Raw genomic sequence first — 21,543 nt, forward strand, 5'->3', positions numbered from 1 at the left:
GGGTGTCTCCTCTCAGACCTTGATGATCCGGACCGACGGCTGCGGTGGCCTCTCCAGGTCGATGCCGGCGTCGAACGCCAGGTTGACCAGCTCGACGATCATCACCGCCGTCAGGCCCCAGATCTTGTAGTTGTCGTAGTGGTAGCAGGGCACGTACCAGCTGCGCCCCTCGTAGTCGATGCGGTGGGTGACCTCGGGCGGGCTTTCGATGAAGAAGCGCAGCGGCACCGAGAACACCGCGGCGATCTCGTCGTCGTTGGGCCGGTACTCGACGTAGTCCGGCACCACCCCGACCCAGGGCGTGACGCGGATGCCGAAGCGCGACACCAGCGGGCTGAGCGGGGCGACCATTTCCACCAGGCCGGGCGGCAGGCCGACCTCCTCCTCCGCCTCACGCAGCGCGGTGAAGGCCAGGTCGATGTCGTCCGGGTCGCGCCGCCCGCCGGGGAAGGCCACCTCGCCGCCGTGGGTGGACAGGCCGCTGGCGCGCAGGGTCAGCACCAGCTCCGGTTCGTCGCAGCGGGTCAGCGGCACCAGCACGGCCGCCTCGGGATGGCGCGGGTCGGTCTCCAGGCTGCGCGGAGTATGGCCGCGCACGCGCTGCAGGAGCTCGTCGAGCATGTCGATTCTCGGTTCTTCGTTATACCCGGCATCATGGCACGAAGGCGCGGAGTGCCCAAGACCCGCAGATCGTCAACGCGCTTGCCGCCGCTCCGGTGCAACGCCAAGATGGGCGACAATCCAGGAGAAATCGACATGAAGTTCTGCAGCCAGTGCGGCGGCCCGATGGAACAGCGCATCCCCGCGGGCGACAACCGCATACGCTTCGTCTGCACGCAGTGCCACCTCATCCACTACCAGAACCCGCGCATCGTCGCCGGCTGCCTGCCGGTGTGGGGCGAGCAGGTGCTGCTGTGCCGCCGCGCCATCGAACCGCGCCGCGGCTTCTGGACCCTGCCGGCCGGCTTCATGGAGAACGGCGAGACCATGGCCGAGGCGGCCATGCGCGAGACCGACGAAGAGGCCTGCGCACGAGTGCGCGACCTGCACCTGTACACCCTGTTCGACCTGCCGCACATCAGCCAGCTCTATGTGTTCTTCCGCGCCGAACTGGCCGACCTGGACTTCCGCGCCGGCGAGGAAAGCCTGGAGGTGCAGCTGCTCCACGAGCGGGAAATCCCCTGGAACGAGCTGGCCTTCCCCACGGTCGGACGTACTCTGGAATGTTACTTCGCCGACCGCCGCGAGCAGCACTATCCTGTGCGCAACGAGGGTCTGGCCGCCTTTCGCCCTCTCAGATAACCGTCACTCACCCGAACGGGAGCATTGCCATGGACACCAGCAACCACCACAGCCTGCGCACCTTGTTCGAGCAGCTCGGGCTGCCCTCCAGCAACGAGGAGATCGCCGCCTTCATCCGCGATCATCAGTTGTCCAATGGCGAGAAGCTGGCCAAGGCGCCGTTCTGGACCGAGGCGCAGGCCAACTTCCTCGCCGAGTCGCTCAAGCGCGATTCCGACTGGGCAATCCAGGTCGACGAACTGGCCGTGTCACTGACCCAGAAGCCCTGACAGCGACAGACGCAACAGGCTGGCCGCCGTCGCCGGATCATCCGCGTCGGTGACCAGCAGCAGGTCGTCGCCCGCCTCGTCCAGCGCGATGCCCTCTACTTTCCAGCGGCCGTCCAGCTCGGCCAACCGCCGCACCCGGCCGTCATGCCCGACCAGCCCGATCACGGCGCCCAGGCAGGCGCCGTCGTTGTAGCTGTCCGCCGTGTTCTCCGCCACCGCGCTGAACAGCCAGCGGCCATCCGCCAGCGCCGCCCCGTCGGTGAAACCCAGCGCCACGCCCGCCAGCTCGCCCAGGTCGAGCGGCTGGATGGCGCGAGGCGCGGGAACACTCCCTGCGCCATTCAGCCAATCCCGCAGCTCAGCCCAGGGGTAGCGCACGGCGGCATTGGCAGCCCAGCCCTGGTTGCCACGCTGCAACAGGAGAAATTCGTCACCGAGCAGGAAGCCGCCTTCAATGTTCAGGTCGGCAAAGTGCCGCCGCAGCGGCTGATACAGCGGAGCCAGGTCGACCTGCCGAGGCCGCGCGCCCTCTGCCAACCCCAGCAGCACGCCACGCTGGCGCTCCGGCGTCGAGCCCGAACCCAGCGCCAACAGTGCGCCCTCGGGACAGCCAGCCATTGCCGGCAGCAGGGCCAGAACCTCCAGATCCGGCTTGACGGCCTTGCGGGCGGCCTTCTCAATCGGCAGATCGCCCTCGAACAGACGCAGCAGCCGGCCGGGGCCCGGATCGCCGAGAGTGAACAGGCCCAGATGCAGCTCGTCATCGGCCACCACGTACAAATGCCGACCGACCCTGACCAGCGCGCTGGCTGCGCCGAGATGGACATGGCCCAAGGGGTGATCCAGCGGGTCGAGGGTCAGGGTGCGCAGCAGCGTAGATCGGAACATCACGGACTCCGGGATGAGATGCCTGTCGCCGACCGATGCTACCCAGCCACCATCCGACTGACGAGGATTGAACAAGCCTGGCGCTATAGGCAGACTCCGCGCTGACAACCCGATCTCAGAATCGGGGCCAACGGAAACGCCCTCGGAACATCCCATGCGCTGGTTGCTCGCCCTACTCTGCATTACCGTGGTCAGCCTCTCCCACGCCTCCGCCGCGCCCACCCTCGGCGGCAAGACGGTGGACAAGGTCCTCGTGCTCAAGTCCGAGCGCAAGCTGCACCTGATGGGGCGCGGCGAAGTGCTCAAGTCCTACCGCATCTCCCTGGGCAAGCAGCCCAAGGGCGCCAAGGTGCGCGAGGGCGACAACCGCACGCCGGAAGGCTTCTACTGGATCGACTGGCGCAAGACCAGCGACAAGTACAACCTGTCCATGCATATCTCCTACCCCAACGCCCGCGACGCGGCCAACGCGCGCAAGCAGGGCGTGCCGGCCGGCGGCATGATCATGATCCACGGCACCCCGCTGGACGACGAATACCCCGAGTGGTTCTTCGGCACCCTGGACTGGACCGAGGGCTGCATCGCCATGCAGAACGCCGACATGCGCGAAGTCTGGAAACTGGTGCAGGACGGCACGCTGATCGAAATCCGTCCCTGAGGGCACGAAAGAGACGAGCTAGGCGCCCACGGGCTTTGTGGGAGCGGCCTTGGCCGCGATGCTTTGCTGTCACCCCCATTCGCGGACAAGTCCGCTCCCACAAGGTCAATGGCGCTCGCCAACCATGGAAAATGCCTTAACTGACAGGCATTAGCCCACGGGCGCCTTTTCATGGCCATATCCACACTAGTGGTTGCACACCTTGCAGAAGCGGCTTCAGCCGCGAAATTCGCGGCCAATCGGAATGCCGCCCAGCCGCTCCCACAAAGGCAGGATGGCGCTACCAACACGTAACGGGGACACAGCCTTTTCATGCCCGCGATTTGTCGGACGATAATTGGCGCGATAAATTGTTGCGCAGATATCAATTGGAGAGCCCGCCATGAAAACGCCCCGTTCCTGCGAGGTCCTGCGCCTGGACAATCAGCTGTGCTTCGCCTTGCATTCCACCTCGCTGCTGATGACCAAGGTCTACAAGCCGCTGCTGCAGAGCATCGGCCTGACCTACCCGCAGTACCTGGCCATGCTGGTGCTGTGGGAAGGCGACGGCATCACAGTGGGCGAGATCAGCGCGCGCCTGCTCACCGACCCCGGCTCGCTGACTCCGCTGCTCAAGCGCCTGGAAGGCGAAGGCCTGATCACCCGCACCCGCAGCAGCGCCGACGAGCGCGTGGTGGAGCTGCGCCTGACCGACAAGGGCCGCGCCCTGCAGCATGAGGCCGAGCGCTTCCCCGGCTGCATCCTCGAAGCGGCCGGCCAGAGCGAGGCGCAGATCAGCGAACTCAAGGATCGCATCGTCGCCCTGCGCGACCAGTTGCAGAACGCCGTCTGACCTCGCCACCCGGCAACACCCCTCCTCCAGCTCCACCGCTGCGCTTATTCCTCACCAGGCGTAGAGCTAGCGCAAATTCATCTAACAAATAACTTGCGCACAAAATAAAACTACAATAAATTTCTTTCCACGTACTTACTTAGCGCGCAAGATTTTAGACGACAATCAAACTGGAGATCCGCTCATGCAAACCATCAGGCCCCTGTACACCGCTACCGCCACTGCCACCGGAGGCCGCGACGGCCGTGCCGTTTCCTCCGACGGTTTCCTCGACGTCAAACTGACCACCCCGCGCGAGCTGGGCGGCGCCGGCGGCGAAGCCACCAACCCCGAGCAACTGTTCGCCGCCGGTTATTCGGCCTGCTTCATCGGCGCCCTGAAATTCGTCGCCAGCCAGAAGAAGCAGGCCCTCCCGGCCGACGCCTCGATCACCGGCAAGGTCGGCATCGGCCAGATTCCCGGCGGCTTCGGCCTGGAAGTGGAACTCGGCATCAGCCTGCCGGGACTCGACCGCGCCGTGGCCGAGGAACTGATCGCCGCCGCCCACCAGGTCTGCCCGTACTCCAACGCCACCCGCGGCAACATCGACGTACGCCTGGTACTGGTCTGAATCCGACAGGCAGCAAGGAGAACCACCATGACCATCAAGACAATCGCCGCCAGCAGCCTGCTCGCCCTGGCCATCGGCAACGCCTTCGCCGCCGGCAGTCCCGGCGTGGAACACCACACCCAGGCCTTCCTCCAGGCCCTGGAGGCCAGTGGCGGCAAGCCGCTGGAGAGCCTCGACCCACAGGACGCCCGCGCCGTGCTGGTCGGCGCCCAGGCCTCGGTCGAGGTCGACCTCTCCGGGGTGAGCGTCAGCGAGAAGACCATCGAGGCCTCCGGCCAGTCGATCCCGCTGACCATCATTCGGCCCGAGGGCGTGAAAGGCGACCTGCCGGTGTTCATGTTCTTCCACGGCGGCGGCTGGGTGCTCGGCGACTACCCGACCCACGCCCGCCTGATCCGCGACCTGGTGGTGAACTCCGGCGCCGTGGCCGTCTATGTCGGCTACACCCCGTCGCCGGAAGCCAGGTACCCGGCCGCCATCGACCAGGCCTACGCCGCCACCCGATGGGTCGGCGAACACGGCAAGAAGATCGGCGTGGACAGCTCGCGCCTGGCCGTGGCCGGCAACAGCGTCGGCGGCAACATGGCTGCGGTGGTCGCGCTCAAGGCGAAGGAGGCCGGCACGCCCAGGCTGCGCTTCCAGCTGCTGCTGTGGCCGGTGACCGACGCCGATTTCGAGACCGCCTCGTACGGCCAGTTCGCCCAGGGCCACTTCCTGACCAAGCCGATGATGCAGTGGTTCTGGGACAACTACACCAGCGACCCGAAGCAGCGTGCCGAACGCTTCGCCTCGCCGCTGCGGGCCTCGGTCGAGCAGCTGCAGGGCCTGCCGCCGGCACTGGTGCAGACCGCCGAGTTCGACGTGCTGCGCGACGAGGGCGAGGCCTACGCGCGCAAGCTGGACGCCGCCGGCGTGACGGTCACTGCGGTGCGGGTCAACGGCATGATCCACGACTACGGCCTGCTCAACCCGCTGGCCCACGTGCCTGCCGTGCAAACGGCCCTGCGCCAGGCCGGCGCCGAGCTGAAGCAGCATCTGCGCTAGAGACAGGATCAGTCGTAGGGTGCGCCGTGCGCACCGGCAAGCTGTACATTTTCCCGGTGCGCGCGGCGCACCCTACGCATGCAGGCACAGACCCGAAATCGGCTCAAGAAAAAACGCCGCGACTCCCATGGGGTCGCGGCGTTTTTCTCGAGTGGAACAGCCCTGCGGCTCAGGCCAAGGCCTCTGTCATGCAGAGCAGATCAGAACTGCAGGTCGGACAATCGCCACACATCGAAGGCGGGCGTCTCGTAGGGATGGCTCTTCTTCATGGCCTTGACCGTGTCGTGGATCAGCTCGTCGGCCACCACCAGCTCCACCTTCCATTCCGCCACTTCCTCGATCCGGTCGACCTGACCGAGGAAGGGATCACTGCCGGCCAGCGGGCGGAACTGGCCCTTGCCCAGGGTCTGCCAGCAGCAGCTGTCGTAGTGTCCGATACGTCCCGCACCCGCCGCGAACACCGCGGCCTTCACTTCTTCCAGATGGCTTTCCGGCACATAGAAACAGAACTTGTACATCCAGCCCCTCCGAGCATCGACGAATACAGCGACCCGAGAGCCGCTCTGCCAAGGCAATACTGGCATTGTGCCTTATCCCTGGCGCGCGGCCTAGTTCGCAAGTCTGGATTGGAGTGTTGCAGAAACGAAACGTCCGGACTGGCCCTAGAGCCATTAGCCATAAGACCGACCGGTTTAATCACCCTGGGTGAAGCGGCGCCAGCGCTCTCGGAAGCCCTCGGCGGGCGGGCTGTGACTGCCGTCGCAATAGGGCAGGCGCCGGGACAGGCCACAACGACAGAGCAGCACCCGTTGCTGGCGTGCGGGCTGCAGGCACAGGCCCTCGGTGCAACCGGGAGGACAATCGGGCAACACGGGCGAGCGCCCGCAGCGGCACAGCAGATGGGTCTCGCCAGGGTTGACCTGGCGGACTTCGGGAAGGAGGGGCTCGTCGGCCATCACGCCGCCGCGGCAGGCCCCTCGCCCTCGCGGGAGAGGGGCGGCGCGGTCAGTCGACCCAGACGCGGGCATTGCGGAACATGCGCAGCCAGCCGCCGTCTTCCTGCCACTCGTCCGGGCGCCAGGAGTTCTGCACGGCGCGGAACACCCGCTCCGGGTGCGGCATCATGATGGTCACGCGGCCATCGCGGCTGCACAGACCGGTGATACCGCGTGGCGAGCCGTTCGGGTTGGCCGGGTAGGTCTCGGTGACCTTGCCGTGGTTGTCGATGAAGCGCAGCGCAACGGTGCCGGACAGGTCGGCCTCCAGCAGCGCCTCCTCGCTCTCGAACTCGGCATGGCCCTCGCCGTGGGCGATGGCGATCGGCATGCGCGAACCGGCCATGCCCTGGAGGAAGATCGACGCCGACTCCTGCACCTGGACCATGGCCACGCGCGCCTCGAACTGCTCCGAACGGTTGCGCACGAAGTGCGGCCAGAACTCGGTGCCGGGGATCAGCTCATGCAGGTTGCTCATCATCTGGCAGCCGTTGCACACACCGAGGGCGAAGCTGTCCTTGCGTGCGAAGAAGGCGGCGAAGCCATCGCGGGCGCGGCTGTTGAACAGCACCGACTTGGCCCAGCCCTCGCCCGCGCCGAGCACGTCGCCGTAGGAGAAGCCGCCGCAGGCCACCAGGCCCTTGAACTCGTCCAGGCTGACGCGGCCGGCGAGGATGTCGCTCATGTGCACATCGATCGCGCTGAAGCCGGCGCGGTCGAAGGCCGCGGCCATCTCCACCTGGCCGTTGACGCCCTGCTCGCGCAGGACCGCCACCTTCGGCCGTGCACCCTTCTTGATATAGGGCGCGGCGATGTCCTGGTTGACGTCGAACGACAGCTTGGTCGACAGGCCGGGGTTGTCCTCGTCGAGGATCAGGTCGAATTCCTGGTCGGCGCCGTCGGCGTTGTCGCGCAGGCGCTGGATGCGGTAGCTGGTCTCGGCCCACTGGCGCTGCAGCAGGCGACGCTCGCCGCCGAACACCGGCGCGCCGTTGAAGCTGATGGCCACGTCGCCGCCGTTGACCGGCTGGCCGATCACGGCAACGCAGTCGTCCAGGCCGGCGGCGCTGAACTGGGCGAGGATTTCCGGGGTGGCGTCCTGGCGCACCTGGACCACCGCACCCAGTTCCTCGTTGAACAGCACGGCCGCCAGCTCGGAGGCGTCGTCGGCCAGGCCATCGAGGAACAGGTTGAGGCCGCAGTGGCCGGCGAAGGCCATTTCCAGGGCGGTGGTCAGCAGGCCACCGTCGGAGCGGTCATGGTAGGCCAGGATGTGGCCGTCGGCGTTGAGCCCCTGGATCACGGCGAAGAAGGCCTTGAGGTCTTCGGCGTCGTCCACGTCCGGCACGCTCTGGCCGAGCTGGGCATAGGTCTGCGCCAGGATCGAGCCGCCCATGCGGTTCTGCCCGCGGCCGAGGTCGATCAGGATCAGGTCGGTCTCGCCCTTGTCCAGGCGCAGTTGCGGGGTCAGCGATTGGCGCACGTCCTGCACCGGGGCGAAGCCGGAGATCACCAGCGACAGCGGCGAGGTCACGCTCTTGTCGACGCCCTCGTCCTGCCAGCGGGTCTTCATGGACATGGAGTCCTTGCCCACCGGGATGGTGATGCCGAGCGCCGGGCACAGCTCCATGCCGACCGCTTTCACGGTGTCGTACAGGCGCGCGTCCTCGCCCGGGTGGCCGGCGGCGGCCATCCAGTTGGCGGACAGCTTGATGTCGGAGAGTTTCTCGATGCGCGCGGCGGCCAGGTTGGTGATGGTTTCGCCCACCGCCATACGGCCCGACGCTGGAGCATCCAGCAGGGCCAGCGGAGTGCGCTCGCCCATGGCCATGGCCTCGCCGGTGTAGACGTCGAAGCTGGTGGCAGTCACGGCGCAGTCGGCCACCGGCACCTGCCACGGACCGACCATCTGGTCGCGGGCGACCAGGCCGGTGATGGTGCGGTCGCCGATGGTGATCAGGAAGCTCTTGCTGGCCACGGCCGGGTGGCGCAGCACACGGCTCACGGCTTCGGTGATATCGACGCCGGAGGCGGAGAAGTCATCGCCCTGCTCCGCCTCGCGGGCCACACTGCGGTGCATGCGCGGCGGCTTGCCGAGCAGCACTTCCAGGGGCATGTCCACCGGCTTGTTGCCGAAGTGGCTGTCGGAGACGGTCAGGTGCGGCTCGGCGATGGCCTCGCCGACCACCGCGAACGGGCAGCGCTCGCGCTCGCAGATGGCCTTGAAGCGCTCGAAGTCGGCGGCGTCGACCGACATCACGTAGCGCTCCTGGGACTCGTTGCACCAGATTTCCAGCGGGGCCATGCCCGGCTCGTCATTCGGCACCGCACGCAGCTCGAAGCGACCACCACGGCCGCCGTCGTTGATCAGCTCCGGCAGGGCGTTGGAGATACCACCGGCGCCGACGTCGTGGATGAACTTGATCGGGTTGTCGGCGCCCAGCTGCCAGCAGCGGTCGATCACTTCCTGGCAGCGACGCTCCATTTCCGGGTTGTCGCGCTGCACCGAGGCGAAGTCCAAGTCGGCGGAGCTGGCGCCGGTGGCCATGGAGGACGCGGCGCCGCCGCCCAGGCCGATCAGCATGGCCGGACCGCCGAGCACGATCAGCTTGGCGCCGACCGAGATTTCGCCCTTCTGCACGTGGTCTTCACGGATGTTGCCGAGACCGCCGGCCAGCATGATCGGCTTGTGGTAGCCACGCACTTCCTCGCCACGCGGGCTCTGCACGGCCTGCTCGAAGGTGCGGAAGTAGCCGTTCAGCGCGGGGCGGCCGAATTCGTTGTTGAACGCGGCGCCGCCCAGCGGGCCCTCGATCATGATGTCCAGCGCGGTGACGATGCGCTCGGGCTTGCCGTAGGGCTTCTCCCAGGGCTGCTCGAAACCGGGGATGTTCAGGTTGGACACGGTGAAGCCGGTCAGGCCGGCCTTGGGCTTGGCGCCGCGGCCGGTCGCGCCCTCGTCGCGGATCTCGCCGCCGGAGCCGGTGGAGGCGCCGGGGAACGGGGCGATGGCGGTCGGGTGATTGTGGGTCTCCACCTTCATCAGGATGTGCACCGGCTCAACGGTGGCGCCGTACTCACGGGTGGCCGGATCGGGGAAGAAGCGTCCGGCCTGGTGGCCGACGATCACCGAGGCGTTGTCCTTGTAGGCGGACAGCACGCCCTCGCGGTGCAGCTCGTAGGTGTTCTTGATCATGCCGAACAGGGACTTGTCCTGGCTCTGGCCGTCGATGTCCCAGCTGGCGTTGAAAATCTTGTGGCGGCAGTGCTCGGAGTTGGCCTGGGCGAACATCATCAGTTCGACGTCGTGCGGGTTGCGGCCCAGCTCGGTGAAGCTCTTCACCAGGTAGTCGATCTCATCCTCGGCCAGGGCCAGGCCCAGCGCGACGTTGGCCTGCTCCAGCGCGGCGCGGCCGCCGCCGAGCACGTCCACGGCGGTCAGCGGCTTGGGCTCGGCGTGGCTGAACAGGCCGGCGGCCTCTTCCAAGGCGCTCAGGACGAGCTGGGTCATGCGGTCGTGCAGCAGGGCGGCGACGGCCTGGCTGTCGGCCTCGCTCAGCTCGCCGGCGACGTAGTAGGCGATGCCGCGCTCCAGGCGCTCGATCTTGGCCAGGCCGCAGTTGCGGGCGATGTCCGTGGCCTTGCTCGACCAGGGCGAGATGGTGCCGAAGCGCGGGATGACCAGGAACAGCCTGCCAGCGGGCTCCTGCACCGGCACGCTCGGGCCGTACTTCAGCAGCCGGGCCAGCACCTGCTCTTCGTCGGCGGTGAGCACACCGGTCACTTCGGCGAAGTGCGCGAACTCGGCGTACAGCCCGGTCACGGCGGGGACCTTGGCGGTCAGTTGCGAAAGCAGTTTGCCGTGGCGGAAGGCGGAGAGAGCGGGCGCGCCGCGCAGGATCAACATCGTGAACAGCCTCTGGGAAGGGGTGTGCTTGGAGGCCGTGCATTCTAGCCTAAAGCGCCGCTCGACGGCACACCCATGCCGCACTAGCAAAGCGCCGGAAATCTGTCGAGATATGGCGCCCACCGGGCTTTGCGTATACTGCGCCGATGTTTGCCCACATCGCGTTGCGCATTCGCTCGACCGCCTCCCTGTTGGCGACCGTTATCCTTCTGATGCTCGCGGGCTGCGACGGCTCCGTCGCCAAGCAGCCCAGCACCCTCGAGCGCGTGCAGGAGGAGGGTGTGCTGCGCGTGATCACCCGCAACAGCCCCACCACCTACTTCCAGGACCGCAGCGGCGAGACCGGCTTCGAGTACGAGCTGGCCAAGCGCTTCGCCGACAGCCTGGGCGTCGAGCTGAAGGTGGAGACCGCCGACAACCTGGACGACCTGTTCATCCGCCTCAACCAGCCGGGCGGCCCGGTGCTGGCCGCCGCCGGCCTGGTCTCCAGCAGCGGCCGCCGGACCCAGGCCAACTTCTCCCGCCCCTACCTCGACGTCACCCCGCAGGTGGTCTACCGCGACGGCCAGCGCCGCCCCACCCGCCCCGAGGACCTGGTCGGCCGGCGCATCCTGGTGCTCAAGGGCAGCAGCCACGCCGAGCAACTGGCCGAACTGAAGAAGACCCTGCCGGAGCTGCAGTACGAGGAATCCATCGACGTCGAGGTGGTGGACCTGCTGCGCATGGTCGACGAGGGCCAGGTGGACCTGACCCTGGTCGACTCCAACGAACTGGCGATGAACCAGGTCTACTTCCCCAACGTGCGCGTCGCCTTCGACTTGGGCGAGGCGCGCAGCCTGGGCTGGGCGGTGGCCGCCGGCGAGGACGACAGCCTGCTGCGCGAGGTCGACCACTTCCTCGCCCTGGTCCAGGAGAACGGCAGCCTGCAGCGCCTCAAGGAACGCTACTACGGCCACGTCGACGTGCTCGGCTACGTCGGCGCCTACACCTTCGCCAAGCACCTGCAACAGCGCCTGCCGCGCTACGAGCAGCACTTCAAGCAGGCCGCCGAGAAGCACAAGGTGGACTGGCGCCTGCTGGCCGCCATCGGCTACCAGGAATCCCTCTGGACCGCCGACGCCACCTCCAAGACCGGCGTGCGCGGGCTGATGATGCTGACCCAGAGCACCGCCCAGGCGATGGGCGTGGTCAACCGGCTCGACCCCAGGCAGAGCATCGCCGGCGGCGCCAAGTACTTCACCCTGGTGCACAGCGGCCTCACCGAAGACATGAGCGAGCCGGACCGCACCTGGTTCGCCCTGGCCGCCTACAACATCGGCATCGCCCACCTGGCGGACGCCCGCAAGCTGGCCCAGGCCGAGGGTCTGGACCCGAACAAGTGGCTGGACGTGCAGAAGATGCTTCCGCGCCTGTCGCAGAAGCGCTGGTACAGCAAGACCCGCTACGGCTACGCCCGCGGCGGCGAGACCGTGCATTTCGTGCGCAACGTGCGCCGTTACTACGACATCCTCAACTGGGTGACCCAGCCCCAGCTCGAAGGCACCCGGGTCGCGGAGAGCGGCCTGCACGTGCCGGGCGTGGACAAGACCAAGCCCAAGGAAGAGCAGAACCCGCTCTGACTAGAGCACTTTCTGGTTGCTCTTGGCGCAATGACTGATGGCCTGCCGGGCGGCGGGCAGGGCGCGGTAGGCGCCCATGCAGGCGGCCATGGTGTCCATCCGGCGCACGGTCATGCTCGACTGTTCGTCGACGCTGATCAGGTAGGGGTGGTCGTAGCGCGCGCGGTCGAACCAGAGCTGGATGTCCTGGGTGCCGGTGACGCAGCGGTACTGCATCTGCACGCTGAATCCCTGCATCCTGTCGCGACGCAGGATGTGATGGTACTTCAGCCAGTCGCCGTCGCGCTGGCCCTGCCGGACCGCCTCGCGGCAGGCGTCGAGGCTGGTGATGTCCGCTTCGTGGAGGAAGATGCTCTGCGCCAGGTTGGAGTCGTTCAGGCCGGCCGTGGCCAGGAGATAGACCTTCTCTTCGGCCGCCTGGGCCTGGAGGCCGAACAGCATCAGCGACAACAACACTCCCTGTTTCACAGGCGAATCTCCGAAATGTCCGAGGTGCGCGCAGCCTAGCAGCGAGCCGCTTCGCTGCAAAGCGTGGCTATGCCCGGCGCGCCTTGAAGAAGGCGCTGAGCATCTCACTGCACTCCTCGGCCAGCAGGCCGCCCTCGATCAGCACCCGGTGGTTGAGGAAGGTCTGCTCGAAGAACTGCCCGCGGCTCACCGCCACCCCGGCCTTGGGCTCGGTGGTGCCGTAGACCACCCGGGCGATGCGCGAGTGCACGATCAGCCCGGCGCACATGCTGCACGGCTCCAGGGTCACGTACAGGGTGCTGCCGGGCAGGCGGTAGTTCTGCGCGGCCAGGGCGGCCATGCGGATCGCCACCATCTCGGCATGGGCGCTGGGGTCATGGGTGCCGATCGGGCAGTTGTAGCCGCGCCCCACCACCTCGCCGTCCTGCACCAGCACCGCGCCCACCGGCACCTCGCCGAGCGCGGCGCCCTGGCGGGCCAGTTCCAGGGCCTCGCGCATGAAGCGCTCGTCCTGGCTGCGGTCGATGATTCGCGGCTGGCGCATCACACCACCTCGATGGCGGCCATCAGGCCGGTCTCCATGTGGTCGATCACATGGCAATGGAACATCCACACCCCCGGATTATCGGCGACGAAGGCGATGCGCGCCGTCTCGTTCTTGCCCAGCAGGTAGGTATCGGTGAAGTACGGCACGATGTCGCGGCGGTCCGAGTCCAGCACCTTGAAGGCCATGCCGTGCAGGTGGATCGGGTGCTGGTACTGGGCCATGTTGCGCAGCACGAAGATGTAGTGGCCGTCCTTCTTCAGGCTGGCAATGGGCCGATCGGCGCAGGTCTTGTCGTTGATGTCCCAGGCCTGGCCGTTGATCTGCCAGTACTTGTAGCTGCCGCCCTTGGACACATCGCCGGACAGCGCCGCCGCCCACTCGAAGTTGAAGCGCAGGGTCTCGGCGTGGGCCAGGTCGGGCTCCGGCAGCGGGTTGGCCGGCAGCGCCGGCGGCCAGTCGCCGGCAGCGTCGGTGCTGGCCACGCCCTTGATCGTCGCCAGGCGCAGCGGACCGTTGCGCAGCGGCAGTTCCTGCCCCGCCGCCGGTACCTTCAGCGCCAGGTCGATGCGCATGCCCGGGCCCAGCCAGTATTCCTTGCCCAGCGGGCGCGGCGCGACCGGATTGCCGTCCAGGGCATAGATGCGCGCCTCGCCACCCGGCAGGTTGAGGCGGTAGGTGATGGTGCTGTCGACATTGATCAGGCGCAGGCGCACCACCTGCCCGGCCGGCAGCTCCAGGGTCGGCAGCGGCTGGCCGTTGATGGTCGACAGGCGCCCGCGGGTGCCTTCGCGGGCGGCCAGGCGCGGCACCAGGAAGTCGGTGAAGGCGCCCTGCTCGTCGACGTGCCAGGTCTTCAGGCACAGGGTGCGCTCGTGGCGGAAGCCGGTCGGTTCGCGCTCCTCGACGATCAGCGGGCCGACCAGGCCGCGGCCGAGCTGCTCGGTGCTGGCGGTGTGCGGGTGGTACCAGTAGCTGCCGGCGTCCGGGCAGAGGAAGTCGTAGTCGAAGTACTCGCCGGGCTTGACCGGCAGTTGCGACACATAGGGCACGCCGTCCATCTCCAGCGGCAGGCGGATGCCGTGCCAGTGGATGGTGGTGTCCACTTCCAGCTGGTTGATGAAGCGTACGCGCAGGCGCTCGCCCTGGCGGCAGCGCAGCTCCAGGCCGGGCGCCTGGCCGCCGTAGGCCCAGGCCGGCGTCTTGTGGCCGGGCACCAGCTCCACGTCGAGCGGCGCGGCGATCAGTTCGTAGTCGTGGGTCGCGACGTTCTCCGGGCGGCCCAGCCAGTAGCGCACGCCACCGGCGCCGAGGCCGACCACGCCGAGGCCGGCCAGGCCAGCGAGCACTTGTCTGCGGGTGAAGCTCATGATTCAGGCTCCTGAAGCGGTAACGGCACGGGCGCTAATCAGGTGTCGGGCGCGCCTCTGCGGGCACTGCCCCGGCGCGCACGATAGCGCGTCGGGCGGATCGCGGCGGCGGACAATTCGTCGCACCGTTTGTCAGGCCCCGCGCCGTGCATAGGCGCGGGTGGTCAGCAGATACACCGGCACCCCGGACACCAGCACGATCAGCGCCGCGTAGGGTGCCGCCCCGGCATACTCCAGGTTGCCGGTGTGCGACCACACGGCGGTGGCCAGGGTGTCCAGGCCGGTCGGGCCGAGGATCAGGGTGGCGGTCAGCTCCTTCATGCAGTCGAGGAACACCAGCACGAAGCCGGCACCAATCGCCGGGAAGATGATCGGCAGAGTGACCTTGAGAAAGGTCGCCAGCGGCGTCTGGCCGAGGGTACGCGAGGCCTCCTCCAGCTGCGGCGAGGCCTTCTCCAGCGCCACGCGGATCGAGCCCTGGGCCATCGGCATGAACAGCAGCGCATAGCACACCAGCAGCAACAGGCTGGTCTGGTACAGCGCCGGCACGTAGCCGAGGGCGAAGAACACCAGCGACAGGGCGATCACCAGCCCCGGCAGGGCGTGCAGCAGGTACGGCAGGCGATCGGCCAGCCAGGCCATGCGCCCGTGGTAGCGCACCACCACCAGGCACACCGGCAGCGCCAGCAGGCAGCTCAGCAGCGCGCCGCCGAAGGACAGCGACAGCGACGACCAGAGGGTGGAGAGGATGTCCGCCACCGGGAAGCTGGCCGAGCTGCCCTCGGCGATCCAGAAGCCGAGCATGGTCAGCGGCGTGCCGCAGCCCACCGCCACCAGCGCCAGCAGCAGCGCCTGCAACGGCCAGCCCCAGGCGCCCAGGCGCACCCGCGCGGCCTGCCGCGCCACGCCCTGGCCGGTACGCGCGTAGCCGCGCCCACGCAGGCGGAACTCGCCCCACAGCATGATCAGGCACATGCCCAGCAGCAGCGCCGAGAGCATGGCCGCGTTGGTGTTGGAGAACTCCAGCTCGAACTGCTGGTAGATCGCCGTGGTGAAGGTCTGGTAGCGCATGATCGACGGCGCGCCGAACTCCACCAGCATGTGCACCGCCACCAGCAGGCTGGTGGCCATCAGCACCGGGCGCACTAGCGGCAGGGTCACCTTCCAGAAAATCTGCCGGCGGTTGTAGCCGAGCATGCGCGCCGACTCTTCCAAGGCCGGATCGAGGCTGCGCAGGGTGGCAGCCACCGGCAGATACACCAGCGGATATTTCGACAGCACCATCACCAACACCGTGCCGCCCAGGCCCTCGAACATCGGGCCGATGGAAATCCAGGTGAAGCCGGCGACGAAGGACGGTATGGCGAACGGCAGGCACAGCAGCACGTTCCACTGCCGGCGCCAGCGCAGGTCGCTGCGCTCCACCAGCCAGGCCAGCGCCATGCCGATCACCGCGCAGCCCACGGTGACCAGCGCCATCAGTTTCAGGGTGTTGGCCAGCAGGCCGAACACGAAGGGCCGCCAGAGCAGGTGCCAGGCCTCGTGCCAGCCGGCCTGGGCAGTGCGCGCCACCACGTAGAACAGTGGCAGCGCGGCCACCAGCAGCAGCGCCAATACCGGCAGCTGCAGCCACAGGGGCGGCGCCTTGCGACGCCGGCCGCCGATGTGAGCCGGAGCCGGCAGCTCCTGCTCGAGCACATCCACCTGCATGTCAGTTCATCCCGGCTTCGCGCTGCAGGTCCAGGGCGTCCTCGGCCAGGCCGATCTCGGCGGCGGTGATGGCCGGCGGCTTGAGCTGGTCGAACGGCTTGAGCAGCGGGTCGGCGGCCACGGCCTTGTTCACCGGGTATTCCGGCGACTTGCTCAGCACCACCTTCTGGCCCTCCTCGCTGATCATGAAGGCAAGGAACTGCTGGGCCTCCTTCGGGTGCTTGGTGGACTTCACCACCGCCGCGCCGGAGACGCTGGCCAGGCCGCCGGCGTCGCCGTCGGCGAAGTAGTGCAGCTTGGACTTCAGCTCGCCCTTCTCGCGCTTGAGCGCCATCCAGTAGTAGCTGTTGATCAGCGCCGCGCCGACCTCGCCGTTCTCCACCGCCTTCATGGCGATCACGTTGTTGGTGTAGGTGGAGCCGAACGCCTTGAGCCCGACCAGCCACTCCTCGGCGGCCTCGCGGCCATTGAGGCGGATCACCGCGGCGGTCTGGCCGACGAACTCGCCGCTGCTGGGCACGAAGGCGATCTTGCCGTCCCACTCGGGCTCGGCCACTTCCAGAACGCTCTTCGGCAGCTCGGCCTCGCTGACCAGCTCGGGGTTGTAGGCCAACACGCGCACGCGGGTGGTGATGCCCAGCCAGCGGCCCTGGTCATCCGACAGCTTGGGGTCGATCTGCGCGAGGGTCGCCGGGTCGACCTGGGCCAGCAGGCCCTGGCTCGCCAGCTTGACCAGCGGCGGCGCCTCCTCGGTGTAGATGATGTCGGCCGGCGAGCGCTCGCCCTCCTCGGCGATCTGGTTGGCCAGCTGGCCGCCGCCGCCCTTGCGGATCAGCACCTTGATGCCGGTCTTCTTCTCGAAGGCCGCCGCCACCGCCTTGCCGGTGGCCTCGTGCTGGCCGTTGTAGAGCGTCAGGGTCACCGGATCGTCGGCGCGCGCGCCGCTGGCGAACAGCAGGCCGCAGGACAGAACACCGGCGCCGATCGCGCGCGCCAGCCCGGTTACTCGATGTGCCGACATAAGCCACTTCCCTCTGAAACAAAAAGTTACCAGCGGGATTATACGGGCCAACTGCATCTGATTCTCAAGAAATGGCTGCGACAGATCGCGCAGCCCCGCTCAGCGGCTGAGCGCGAGCTTGAGGCCGAAACCGACCAGGCACAGGCCGGCCAGGCGCTCCAGCGCCTTGCCCAGCTGCGGCCGGGCGCGCATGCGCTCGACCAGGTGATGGGTCAGCAGGGTCATCGCCAGCCCGTAGAGGAAGGTCAGCGCCGCCACGGTCAGCGCCATCACGGCGAAGGTCAGCAGGCCCTGGTGCCGCGCCGGGTCGATGAACAGCGGGAAGAAGGCCATGTAGAAGACGATGGCCTTGGGGTTGAACAGGGTGATCACCGCGGTCTGGCGCAGGTAGTGGCCGGCGCTGATATTCACGGCCGGCGCGCTGCCCGGCCTGGCCAGCAGCATGCGCGCGCCGAGCCACACCAGGTAGGCTGCGCCCAGCCACTGCACGGCGTGGAAGGCGGTCGGATAGGCCGCCAGCAGCGCGGCGACCCCGGCCACCGCCAGCCACATCAGCCCCTGGTCGCCGAGGATGATGCCGAGGGTCGAGGCCAGCCCGCCGCGCACGCCACCCTTGCCGGTGGAGGTGATCAGCGCCAGGTTGCCCGGCCCCGGAATCATCAGCAGCACCACGAAGGCGATGACGAAGGCGCCGTAATCGGTGATCCCGAACATTGCATGTCTCCTGTTGCGTAGCGGATGGCGAAAGGCGAGCTATTCCTCGAAGCGGCTCGTGTCGTCGCGGTCGTGCTCGTAGCGTCTCGCCAGCGCGAATGGCGGCAGCCAGGACTCGCGGCGGACGGTCCAGCTCTCGTAGGTCGGCACGAACCGGTCGGGTTCGTCCAGGGTGCCCAGATGCACCTCGACCTCGTCCCCGCTGCGCGAGAAGACCGACGAACCACAGCGCGGGCAGAAGCACCGCCCGGCATAGTCGCGCGTCTCGCCCTCGATCACCACCGCCGCCTGGGGAAAGATCGCCGAGGCGTGGAACAGGGCGCCGTGGTGCTTGCGGCAGTCGAGGCAGTGGCAGAGGCCGACCCGGTAGGGCCGCCCCGACGCCACGAGGCGGACGTCGCCGCACAGGCAACCACCGGTGAACCGTTCCATGCTGCGTCTCCTCTCGAACAGAAGGTCTACGACCCGCCTCGCCCGCCGTGGGCGCCGGCCAGCCATGAAAGGGCATTATTGCCTCTGCCGCGGCCCTGCACCACGGAAGCCCGGCAGACTCCGGCTGCCCGGAATCAGTCCGGCATGCCGCTCGGGGACTCCCGCGCCAGCCGCTCGCGCTGCTCGATGAGGAAATCCATCAGCGCCCGGACCTTGGCCGGCATCTGGGCACGCGACGGGACGTAGAGGTAGAAGCCGGGAAACGGCCGGCACCAGGGCGCCAGCACCCGCACCAGCCGTCCCTCCGCCAGGTGCTGGCGAACGCAGATATCCAGGTACTTGATCAGGCCCACGCCCTGCAACGCGGCATTGAGCATGTTCTCGTCGTCGTTGAACACGGCGTTGCCCTTGGGCTCGAACACCATGGTGCGGCCCTCGGCATCGGGCGAGGTGAAGGACCAGCGGTCGATCGTGCCACTGGACGTGAAGCGGTAGGCCAGGCAGTTGTGGCGCATCAGGTCGGCCGGTGTCTCGGGCAGCCCGTGCCGCTCGAAATACGCCGGAGAACCCACGATGGCCATCTCGATGGGCGGCGTGACGGGCACCGCTACCATGTGCTCGTCCAGGCTCTCGCCCAGGCGGATGCCGGCATCCAGGCCGTCGGCCACAATGTTCGAGAAGCCGTCGTTCATCACCAGTTCCAGGCGCAACTTCGGGTAGCGCGCGAGAAACTCGCCCATGCGCGGCTCGATCAACAGCCGGGCGGCGATACGCGACGTGTTCATTCGGATCGATCCCGATGGCTCCGCATGCGCCTCGCCCAACTCGCCCAGCGCCCGCTCGATGGCCGTCAGCGCGGGCTGCAGGACATCCAGCAGACGCTGGCCCTCCTCCGTCAACGACATGTCCCGCGTGGTGCGGTTGAGCAGCCGCACGTCCAGGCGCTGCTCCAGCCCCTTCAGGTGCTGTGAGAGAGCGGCGCGGGTGACCTCCATCTCCGTCGCGGCCTTGGTGAAGCTGCGGTGGCGGGCGATGTGGGCAAACCAGGTCAGAGCCGAAACGAGAGAAGGTTCGATAGGCATATTGTTTAGTTTATCTAACCACTGATGTCTTTCAAAGGCCGTTTATCAATTCCAAACCCAGGCCTAACATCGAATCCTGTCCACGCCACACACCCGTGCGTGACCGTTCATCGCCAATGGAGCACTTCTCATGCCCAACGTCACTTTCAAGAACCTCAACGGCCAGGGCATCACCATGGCCGCGGCGATCAACTTCCCCGCCGGCTTCGACGACACCAGGAAGTACCCGGCTGTCGTCGTCTCGCACCCAGGCGGCGGCGTGAAGGAGCAGACTGCCGGCCTGTACGCGAAAAAGCTGGCCGAGAACGGCCTGATCGCCATCGCCTTCGACCGTTCCTACCAGGGTGAAAGCAGCGGCGAGCCGCGCCAGCTGGAGAACCCCTACATCAGCACCGAAGACGTCAGCGCCGTGATCGACTACCTGACCACACTGCCCTACGTGGACGCGGACAGAATAGGCGCCATGGGCATCTGCGCCGGCGCCGGCTACAGCGCCAACGCGGCGATCAACGAGCCGGATCAAGGCGCTGGGCATGGTCAGCGCGGTGAACATCGGCCAGATGTTCCGCAACGGCTGGGATGGTTCCGTCAAGGACGCCGATGCGCTGCCCTACATCGCGGCAGGTTCGCAGGCGCGCACGGCCGATGCCGGCAGCAATGAACTGGCCACCATGCCGCTGGCCCCGCTGAAGGAAGAAGACGCGCCCAACGCCGAGTTGCGCGGTGCCTGGGAGTACTACCACACCCCGCGCTGCGAGCATCCCAATGCGCCCGGCTTCACCCTGGCGCGCTGCCTCACGCAGATCATCACCTACGACGCCTACAACAAGGCCGAGGCCTTCCTGACCCAGCCGATTCTGGCCGTGGCCGGCAGCAACGCCGGCAGCAAGTGGATGAGCGACGACCTGATCGCCCGCGCCGCCAGCACCGACAAGACCCTGCACCGCGTCGAAGGCGCCGACCACATGGACCTGTACGACGTGCCCAGGTACGTCGATGAAGCCGTTTCGCAGCTGGCGCCGTTCTTCCAGGCCAGACTGAAGTAAGCCCGTCACGAGGGCGCGGACAGCGCCCCTCTTCATCTCGCGCGGATCACCGCACACGGAGCCAACCATGAACGACATCCAAACCGTCACCTATCGGAACCTGGGCTGGGAAACGGCCGCGGACATCTACTTCCCGCCCGGTTTTGACGATGGCAAGCAGTACCCCGCCATCGTCAGCACCCATCCCATCGGCAGTTGCAAGGAGCAGACCGCCGGCAACATCTACGCCAAGGGCCTGGCCGAGCAAGGCTTCATCGTGCTGGTGCATGACGCCAGCTTCCAGGGCGCCAGCGGCGGCACGCCGCGCTTCATCGAAGACCCGTCGATCCGCGTGTCCGACATCCGCTTCGCCGTCGACTACCTGCAATCGCTGCCCTACGTGGATGCCGGGCGCATCGGCGCCATCGGCGTGTGCGGCGGCGGTGCCTACACCATCCATGCCGGCATCACCGACCAGCGCATCAAAGCGCTGGTGTCGATCACCGGGGTGAACTACGGCCGCTTGATCCGCGAGGGCTTTGCCCAGTTCAAACCGCTCGAGCTGGCCAGGAACATCGCCGACATGCGCACGGCCCAGGCACAGGGTGCCGAACGCGAGGTGGCCGACCTGCTGCCCGAATCCGTCGCTAGCGCCAGGCAGGCCGGCATCACCGACATCGACGTGCTCGAAGCCACCGAGTACTACAAGACCGCGCGCGGCCAGCAGCCCAATGGCGCCACCAGCCAGCTGATGTCGTTCAGCGGCGCGGCCATGGGCTGGGACGCCTTCACCAACGCCGAGGTGCTGCTGACCCAGCCGCTGCTGGTGGTGATCGGCGACAAGCCCGGCGGCTTCGGCGCCTACCGCGATGGCTGGGAGATCTACAGCCGCGCCGCCTCGGCGAACAAGCAGATCCTGGTGGCCGAGGGCTGGTCGCACTACGACCTGTACGACAAGCCGGAACCCGTGGCCATCGCCATGGCCAAGGTGGTGCCGTTCTTCAAGGACAACCTCTGACGTCCATCCAGCGGGCCCTAGGTGCCCGCTGCCAC

The 21,543-nt window shown here is 67.5% G+C and carries 23 protein-coding genes; 10 read left to right on the forward strand and 13 right to left on the reverse strand.

What is annotated here, in order from left to right:
- Nucleotides 1-12: 12 nt before the first annotated feature.
- Complete coding sequence (locus tag N5D30_RS14015) at nt 13-621, reverse strand: CoA pyrophosphatase (RefSeq protein ID WP_220815454.1); 609 nt, start codon at nt 619-621, stop codon at nt 13-15.
- Nucleotides 622-756: 135 nt separating this feature from the next.
- Here N5D30_RS14015 and N5D30_RS14020 point away from each other — a divergent pair, with 135 nt between their 5' ends.
- Nucleotides 757-1,302 (forward strand): NUDIX hydrolase, encoded by a 546-nt coding sequence (locus N5D30_RS14020; protein ID WP_279909508.1) that lies wholly within the window; start codon nt 757-759, stop codon nt 1,300-1,302.
- A 29-nt stretch (nt 1,303-1,331) separates the two neighbouring features.
- On the forward strand, nt 1,332-1,571 hold the full coding sequence (locus tag N5D30_RS14025) for a DUF2789 domain-containing protein (RefSeq protein WP_192318279.1): 240 nt from the start codon (nt 1,332-1,334) through the stop codon (nt 1,569-1,571).
- On the opposite strand, the gene N5D30_RS14030 is transcribed toward N5D30_RS14025, so the two are convergent.
- Nucleotides 1,551-2,459: a hypothetical protein gene (locus N5D30_RS14030; RefSeq protein ID WP_279909509.1), complete on the reverse strand. Its 909-nt coding sequence runs from the start codon at nt 2,457-2,459 to the stop codon at nt 1,551-1,553. The two genes, N5D30_RS14025 and N5D30_RS14030, sit on opposite strands and share 21 nt — an antisense overlap.
- A 154-nt stretch (nt 2,460-2,613) precedes the next feature.
- On the opposite strand from N5D30_RS14030, the gene N5D30_RS14035 reads away from it, so the two are divergent.
- The 4 genes from N5D30_RS14035 (at nt 2,614) to N5D30_RS14050 (ending at nt 5,603) form a co-directional block, all read left to right on the forward strand.
- Nucleotides 2,614-3,117, forward strand: a complete 504-nt coding sequence (locus N5D30_RS14035; RefSeq protein ID WP_279909510.1) for a L,D-transpeptidase family protein — start codon at nt 2,614-2,616, stop codon at nt 3,115-3,117.
- A gap of 382 nt (nt 3,118-3,499) precedes the next feature.
- Nucleotides 3,500-3,949 carry a MarR family transcriptional regulator gene (locus N5D30_RS14040; RefSeq protein ID WP_279903119.1) on the forward strand — a complete coding sequence of 150 codons (450 nt, stop codon included), beginning with the start codon at nt 3,500-3,502 and terminating at the stop codon, nt 3,947-3,949.
- A gap of 184 nt (nt 3,950-4,133) precedes the next feature.
- Nucleotides 4,134-4,559 carry an organic hydroperoxide resistance protein gene (locus N5D30_RS14045; protein WP_279909511.1) on the forward strand — a complete coding sequence of 142 codons (426 nt, stop codon included), beginning with the start codon at nt 4,134-4,136 and terminating at the stop codon, nt 4,557-4,559.
- A gap of 27 nt (nt 4,560-4,586) precedes the next feature.
- A complete protein-coding gene (locus tag N5D30_RS14050) occupies nt 4,587-5,603 on the forward strand; it encodes an alpha/beta hydrolase (protein WP_279909515.1) in 1,017 nt (338 codons plus the stop codon).
- A gap of 200 nt (nt 5,604-5,803) precedes the next feature.
- Here N5D30_RS14050 and N5D30_RS14055 read toward each other — a convergent pair whose 3' ends face one another.
- The 3 genes from N5D30_RS14055 to purL all read right to left on the reverse strand — a co-directional run bounded on the left by N5D30_RS14055 (nt 5,804) and on the right by purL (nt 10,505).
- Nucleotides 5,804-6,121 carry a YqfO family protein gene (locus N5D30_RS14055; protein ID WP_220815461.1) on the reverse strand — a complete coding sequence of 106 codons (318 nt, stop codon included), beginning with the start codon at nt 6,119-6,121 and terminating at the stop codon, nt 5,804-5,806.
- Nucleotides 6,122-6,295: 174 nt separating this feature from the next.
- Nucleotides 6,296-6,559, reverse strand: coding sequence for a CDGSH iron-sulfur domain-containing protein (locus tag N5D30_RS14060; protein ID WP_279909516.1), 264 nt, complete (start codon nt 6,557-6,559; stop codon nt 6,296-6,298).
- A 49-nt stretch (nt 6,560-6,608) separates the two neighbouring features.
- The gene (gene purL, locus N5D30_RS14065; RefSeq protein ID WP_279909517.1) at nt 6,609-10,505 is read right to left on the reverse strand and encodes a phosphoribosylformylglycinamidine synthase; all 3,897 of its coding nucleotides are present in this window, start codon (nt 10,503-10,505) and stop codon (nt 6,609-6,611) included.
- Between the two features lie 146 nt (nt 10,506-10,651).
- Here purL and mltF point away from each other — a divergent pair, with 146 nt between their 5' ends.
- Complete coding sequence (gene mltF, locus N5D30_RS14070) at nt 10,652-12,124, forward strand: membrane-bound lytic murein transglycosylase MltF (protein ID WP_279903125.1); 1,473 nt, start codon at nt 10,652-10,654, stop codon at nt 12,122-12,124.
- On the opposite strand, the gene N5D30_RS14075 is transcribed toward mltF, so the two are convergent.
- The 8 genes from N5D30_RS14075 to N5D30_RS14110 form a co-directional block, all read right to left on the reverse strand.
- The gene (locus tag N5D30_RS14075) at nt 12,125-12,565 is read right to left on the reverse strand and encodes a hypothetical protein (RefSeq protein ID WP_347881202.1); all 441 of its coding nucleotides are present in this window, start codon (nt 12,563-12,565) and stop codon (nt 12,125-12,127) included.
- Nucleotides 12,566-12,659: 94 nt separating this feature from the next.
- A complete protein-coding gene (gene tadA, locus N5D30_RS14080; RefSeq protein WP_279909518.1) occupies nt 12,660-13,136 on the reverse strand; it encodes a tRNA adenosine(34) deaminase TadA in 477 nt (158 codons plus the stop codon).
- Entirely contained in the window at nt 13,136-14,506 is a 1,371-nt protein-coding gene (locus N5D30_RS14085; RefSeq protein WP_279909519.1) for a multicopper oxidase family protein, read from the reverse strand. Before N5D30_RS14085 ends, tadA begins: the two co-directional genes overlap by 1 nt.
- A gap of 132 nt (nt 14,507-14,638) precedes the next feature.
- Nucleotides 14,639-16,216: an iron ABC transporter permease gene (locus N5D30_RS14090; protein WP_279909520.1), complete on the reverse strand. Its 1,578-nt coding sequence runs from the start codon at nt 16,214-16,216 to the stop codon at nt 14,639-14,641.
- Nucleotide 16,217: 1 nt separating this feature from the next.
- Nucleotides 16,218-17,237 (reverse strand): extracellular solute-binding protein, encoded by a 1,020-nt coding sequence (locus tag N5D30_RS14095; RefSeq protein WP_279909521.1) that lies wholly within the window; start codon nt 17,235-17,237, stop codon nt 16,218-16,220.
- A gap of 99 nt (nt 17,238-17,336) precedes the next feature.
- On the reverse strand, nt 17,337-17,951 hold the full coding sequence (locus N5D30_RS14100; RefSeq protein ID WP_279909522.1) for a LysE family transporter: 615 nt from the start codon (nt 17,949-17,951) through the stop codon (nt 17,337-17,339).
- Nucleotides 17,952-17,990: 39 nt separating this feature from the next.
- Nucleotides 17,991-18,383, reverse strand: a complete 393-nt coding sequence (locus N5D30_RS14105; protein ID WP_279909523.1) for a GFA family protein — start codon at nt 18,381-18,383, stop codon at nt 17,991-17,993.
- A gap of 134 nt (nt 18,384-18,517) precedes the next feature.
- Nucleotides 18,518-19,465: a LysR family transcriptional regulator gene (locus N5D30_RS14110; protein ID WP_279909524.1), complete on the reverse strand. Its 948-nt coding sequence runs from the start codon at nt 19,463-19,465 to the stop codon at nt 18,518-18,520.
- Nucleotides 19,466-19,595: 130 nt separating this feature from the next.
- Here N5D30_RS14110 and N5D30_RS14115 point away from each other — a divergent pair, with 130 nt between their 5' ends.
- From N5D30_RS14115 to N5D30_RS14125, 3 genes are all read left to right on the forward strand, one after another.
- Nucleotides 19,596-20,126 carry an alpha/beta hydrolase gene (locus N5D30_RS14115; protein WP_279909525.1) on the forward strand — a complete coding sequence of 177 codons (531 nt, stop codon included), beginning with the start codon at nt 19,596-19,598 and terminating at the stop codon, nt 20,124-20,126.
- A 10-nt stretch (nt 20,127-20,136) separates the two neighbouring features.
- Nucleotides 20,137-20,511, forward strand: a complete 375-nt coding sequence (locus N5D30_RS14120; RefSeq protein ID WP_279909526.1) for an alpha/beta hydrolase — start codon at nt 20,137-20,139, stop codon at nt 20,509-20,511.
- A 67-nt stretch (nt 20,512-20,578) separates the two neighbouring features.
- The gene (locus N5D30_RS14125; protein ID WP_279909528.1) at nt 20,579-21,508 is read left to right on the forward strand and encodes an alpha/beta hydrolase; all 930 of its coding nucleotides are present in this window, start codon (nt 20,579-20,581) and stop codon (nt 21,506-21,508) included.
- The last annotated feature ends 35 nt before the right edge of the window (nt 21,509-21,543 follow it).

The organism is Pseudomonas sp. GD03875 (genome assembly GCF_029840585.1).
In the GTDB taxonomy this organism is placed as follows: domain Bacteria; phylum Pseudomonadota; class Gammaproteobacteria; order Pseudomonadales; family Pseudomonadaceae; genus Aquipseudomonas; species Aquipseudomonas paralcaligenes.